Origin of the sequence: Intestinimonas sp. HCP28S3_D6 (assembly GCF_052065695.1) — a bacterium.
In the GTDB taxonomy this organism is placed as follows: Bacteria; Bacillota; Clostridia; order Oscillospirales; family Oscillospiraceae; genus Intestinimonas.
Window position 1 is genome coordinate 1 of sequence record NZ_JBQHTM010000093.1, and the last position, 4210, is coordinate 4210.

Sequence of the window (4210 nt, forward strand, 5' to 3'; positions counted from 1 at the left end):
GCAGATAAATAATGGCTATTTTGCACTGAAATCACCTTAACCAAGCGCAAATGGCGGCTAATACATTGAGTAGAAACAGGATAAAGGCTTTTATTCAGAGGTTCCTTAGATTTTTTTCGCAATCGTAGACAGCTCCGAAATAATACTAAGAAGATCATTTTTGACTTCCTCTTTGCTTGGCTCGCTGCCCATCAGAAGATAATCCGTGCTGACATGGAGGATGCAGGACAGTTCAATCAGCAAGTCAATAGAGCAGCTGCGTTCACCGTTCTCCATGCGGCTGACATGCTGCTTGCTTGCCAGGCCCAGGCGAACCGCCAGTTCCTCCTGTGTAATGCCACGGGAAGTGCGAACATCGTGAAGTCTCTTACCAAACTCTTTTGCGTCAAAATACATACGCTTCTCCTTCCGCACAGCCGGTACAGAACCGGATCGACGGAAGGTCAAAAAAAGAGCCGCATGACGGTGAAGAAAAATCCTGTGCCGATAAAACAGAACATGGGTATCCCATAATTCTGTCTCATGCGGCATTCGGAAGACTTCGCCTGTCAGCGGCTCCACAGCACAGCTATGACTTATAAAATTGTGTTAATAGGGTTATTTATTGTCATCTCAACCATTCAAAGACGAATAGTAGAGCTGCAATCTCCGTAATCTTCTCATCTCCAAAACATTGAAGACGGTCTCGCGTCCGCAGGCCTTACATTTGGTCTGCACATGTCCTCTGGTATCCTCAAAGACGATGATTGAATTGTGTCGGCAATAAGGGCACCTGACAATCCTGGGCTTTTGCGAAGCAATCGCATCCTTTGCCCGGATGATTTTAATCTGCATTTCCGCAGATGGTTCCGATACTCTGATATTCCTGCTCATGGCCACACCTCCAATGGATCACGATATTCATAATCCTTTTTCCGGTTCAGATAGCCCAGTTGTTCCAATCGAATAGCTGCTGCTGATCTCGAAACACCAAAGACACCACAGAAGGTATCTATCTTCACTTGGTCACTGTCGTAAAAACGCCATCCATAACAGGTCAGAGGCTTTCTGCTGTTGATGAACCACATCGCCCGATCCACTTCTGACTGAGGCATCAGAATGGCAGCTCCCAGCGTATTGGCCTGCCATTCGTTCCAATCTTCCTGCGTTCTCAAGACGCGCGAGCCATTTCCTCGCACTTCCGGTCTCTTATGGCAGGCTATCTTTCGGTCATCGGAATCCAGCTGAAACAGTATCTGGTGAGCGCACTCATGCGCCAGCGTAAATCTGCGTTTTCCGCAGAGTTTCCGAATATTCTCCGGTTCAATAAAGCCCTTGTCCAGAACCACATCATTGGTTTTCAGGAAAATGCTCCTCTGACTTCCATCAACCTCTATCTGATATTCTGTATCCACATACGCGGTCAGACCATAGATGCTTCCGTCCGAGGACAACTTTTGAAATGACACTTTCAAGTTCAGATAGTCGGATGCAAACTGGTCAATGGGTGTCGGAAGCGTGAATCTCGTCGGATCATCTGCTTCGCTGCCGAAAAAGGACTTTTGAAAATCTCTTATCACTGCAACAGCGATTTCCTCTATGTTTTTCTGCGAAAGGATCATAGGCACTGCTCCTTTGCTTCAACGAACCATTTTTCATCTTCGTTGTACAGGAAGCTCTCATGCCCACCGATCATGACCGTATAGCGGATTCCGCAGCCTCCTACCTTCGTGGAAGCAGCCCGACACTTATGCTTCAATCGGTCGATCTCATACACCCGTCCGTCAATCCACCGAATCAGACGCGGACGGATATTTCCCTCTGCATCCACATCTAAATTCACAGGTACATATACTTTTCTACATTTCTGTTCCGACATATTCTACGCTCCTTCTCTGTAAACCGGCGAATGTGTTGACTTCTTTTAGCAAAGAACTCACCAGATTCTGCCGGTGCTGTATTAACCAATCATTCCTGTCGGCATAACCAAATCCACTTTTCGCTCTGTCGGCATCTTGCTTTTCTGAAAAAGTACCCCATTTTTAATCGCATCTTTCCCGAATCGGAATCGAATCTGCTCAATCGCTGCGTCCAAGCGTTCCTGGCGATCCAGTGATTTCACATCAGTGAATAGGTCGTATTGTATCGGACAATCCTCTTCAAACAGGTTGATTGCCCGAACTGTCACCGAACGAATCGGGTGTTCCCACTGATAATTCTTATCAAACAGAGCAAATGCGGTTTTCGCCAGATAGGTGGGGCTTTGTGTCGGAATGCTAATCCGGCACTGCCACTCCTTCGTGAAAAGCTCATTGTTGCGGATGGAAATCGCTATTCCGCCCGCTTTCTTCTTATGTGTTCGTAGCTTGGTTCCAATCTCCTGCACCAGCTCCAGCATGACACACCAGACTTCGGCGTTATTCTCCAAATCCTGCATGGTCGTTATCCCGTGTCCGATGCTCTTTACCGGAGAAACATAATCGGAAAGCATAACCGGCGAATCATCCAGCCCATTGGCATATTTCTTAATCGCCAGTCCATTCTTTCCAAGGCGGCACTTCAAGAAATCATCCGATGTTGCAGCAATCTCTCCAATGGTATGAATCCCATAACCGGACAGAACCTTCTCGGTCGCTCTGCCGACTCCAAGCAAGTCAGAGGCAGGAAGACACCAAATCTTCTCACGGAATGAATCTGCTTCGATGCAGGTAATCGCATCCGGCTTTTTCATATCCGACCCAAGCTTGGCAAAAATCTTGTTGAAGCTCACTCCTGCGGAAATCGTAAGGCCCAGTTCAAACTTAACGGTTCTGCGAATCTCATCTGCGATTTCAAATCCAGTTCCCATGCAGCCGCTTCCGGTCACATCCAGCCAGCATTCGTCCATCCCGTAAGGTTCAATCTGGTCAGTATAACGACCGTATATCTCACGGGCTAATTTTGAAAACTTCATATATTGCTCATAATGCGGCTCCACGATCACAAGATCCTGGCACTTCTGTTTTGCCTGCCAGATTGCCTCTCCCGTGGAAACGCCAAACGCCTTTGCCGCATAGTTCTTCGCAAGTACGATGCCATGCCGTTCCTCCACAGAACCACACACTGCCACCGGCTTGTTCTTCAGTTCCGGGTTCAGCATACACTCAACAGAGGCATAGAAATTATTCATATCACAGTGAAGAATCACTCTTTGCATCCCTTATTCCTCCTCTCCGTTCGTGAAAGCACGAACAACTTTTCACGAACGCATTGACACACAGCATTTCTTGTGATACTATAATTACACGAATTGTATTTCGTGTTTTCATCGTCATTATAGCAAGCACAGTTTTTCGTGTCAATAGGTTTTTATGAAAAAGTGTTCGTGTTCGTCATCAAAAAAGAAAGAGGTATTCCTATGGTCTTCAAAGAAAGGTTGAAAGAAAAAAGAACAGAAGCCAATTTAACTCAGGTAGAACTTGCAGAGAAGGCCGGTGTAACCGCCCGCACAATTCAGAATTATGAGCTTGGCAGCCGCAAACCATCCAATATGGTCACGATCCAGAAGATTGCGGATGCGCTGAATACTACTACTGAGTACCTGCTGGGAAGCAGCGGCACCTATGTCGTAGAAGCTCATGAAAAAGGCGGCGCAAAAGCAGCGAAAGATATTGAAGAACTGGTCAGCGAAGTGACCGGTATGTTCGCTGGCGGCGAATTAAGCGAAGATGCCATCGAAGGAGCTTATAAAGCTCTGACCGATGCCTACTGGATTGCCAAAGAGAACAATAAAAAATACGCCCCGAAAACGAGGCGTAAAAAATCCGATCAGTGATATTTATCGTACACACTTTTCGCTATACTGTAAACTGGAGGTGGTATGATGAATGCGGAACAGCTTTCACGGGTCGGTGAGAAACTGGTAAAACGCTGCGGTTCCAGAGACCCTTTTGAAATTGCAAGGCAGCTTGGTATCAATGTCATGCTTTGCGAAAATTTTGGTTCCCTGAAGGGAATGTACCGGGTGATTAAGCGAAATCGCTTTATTTTCCTGAATAACAGTCTGGATGAAAATATGCTGCGCATCGTGTGCGCACATGAATTAGGGCATGACCAGCTTCACCGGAATATGGCGAAAACCAGGGTCAATCCCAAATTTTGTGTAAACGCTAAATTGTGGTGCAAAATAGAGCAAAAATATTTTAAGGCGGGAGCGGCGCAAGCTGCTGCCGCCTTTTCTACAAAAATAACA

At 46.5% G+C, this 4210-nt stretch carries 6 protein-coding genes; 2 read left to right on the forward strand and 4 right to left on the reverse strand.

Translation table 11 applies throughout. The annotated features are described in order from the left end of the window. Positions 1–105: 105 nt before the first annotated feature. From ACTNBK_RS16595 to ACTNBK_RS16610, 4 genes are all read right to left on the reverse strand, one after another. Positions 106–396, reverse strand: coding sequence for a helix-turn-helix domain-containing protein (locus ACTNBK_RS16595; RefSeq protein ID WP_002576367.1), 291 nt, complete (start codon positions 394–396; stop codon positions 106–108). A gap of 473 nt (positions 397–869) precedes the next feature. Continuing rightward, positions 870–1601 (reverse strand): ImmA/IrrE family metallo-endopeptidase, encoded by a 732-nt coding sequence (locus ACTNBK_RS16600; protein WP_441147758.1) that lies wholly within the window; start codon positions 1599–1601, stop codon positions 870–872. Continuing rightward, positions 1598–1858 carry a hypothetical protein gene (locus ACTNBK_RS16605; protein WP_002576370.1) on the reverse strand — a complete coding sequence of 87 codons (261 nt, stop codon included), beginning with the start codon at positions 1856–1858 and terminating at the stop codon, positions 1598–1600. The genes ACTNBK_RS16600 and ACTNBK_RS16605 overlap by 4 nt, the downstream gene beginning before the upstream one ends. A gap of 81 nt (positions 1859–1939) precedes the next feature. Further along, the gene (locus tag ACTNBK_RS16610; RefSeq protein WP_441147761.1) at positions 1940–3175 is read right to left on the reverse strand and encodes a DNA polymerase Y family protein; all 1236 of its coding nucleotides are present in this window, start codon (positions 3173–3175) and stop codon (positions 1940–1942) included. Between the two features lie 201 nt (positions 3176–3376). On the opposite strand from ACTNBK_RS16610, the gene ACTNBK_RS16615 reads away from it, so the two are divergent. After that, positions 3377–3793 carry a helix-turn-helix domain-containing protein gene (locus ACTNBK_RS16615; RefSeq protein ID WP_002576372.1) on the forward strand — a complete coding sequence of 139 codons (417 nt, stop codon included), beginning with the start codon at positions 3377–3379 and terminating at the stop codon, positions 3791–3793. A gap of 48 nt (positions 3794–3841) precedes the next feature. Beyond that, positions 3842–4210, forward strand: a 369-nt coding sequence (locus ACTNBK_RS16620; RefSeq protein WP_441147763.1) for an ImmA/IrrE family metallo-endopeptidase, incomplete at its 3' end; no start/stop codon positions are given.

Excerpts from the sequence above, each read along its gene's own strand:
- ACTNBK_RS16595 (WP_002576367.1), bottom strand. The coding sequence starts at position 396 with ATGTATTTTGACGCAAAAGAGTTTGGTAAGAGACTTCACGATGTTCGC.
- ACTNBK_RS16600 (WP_441147758.1), bottom strand. The coding sequence starts at position 1,601 with ATGATCCTTTCGCAGAAAAACATAGAGGAAATCGCTGTTGCAGTGATA.
- ACTNBK_RS16605 (WP_002576370.1), bottom strand. The coding sequence starts at position 1,858 with ATGTCGGAACAGAAATGTAGAAAAGTATATGTACCTGTGAATTTAGAT.
- ACTNBK_RS16610 (WP_441147761.1), bottom strand. The coding sequence starts at position 3,175 with ATGCAAAGAGTGATTCTTCACTGTGATATGAATAATTTCTATGCCTCT.
- ACTNBK_RS16615 (WP_002576372.1), top strand. The coding sequence starts at position 3,377 with ATGGTCTTCAAAGAAAGGTTGAAAGAAAAAAGAACAGAAGCCAATTTA.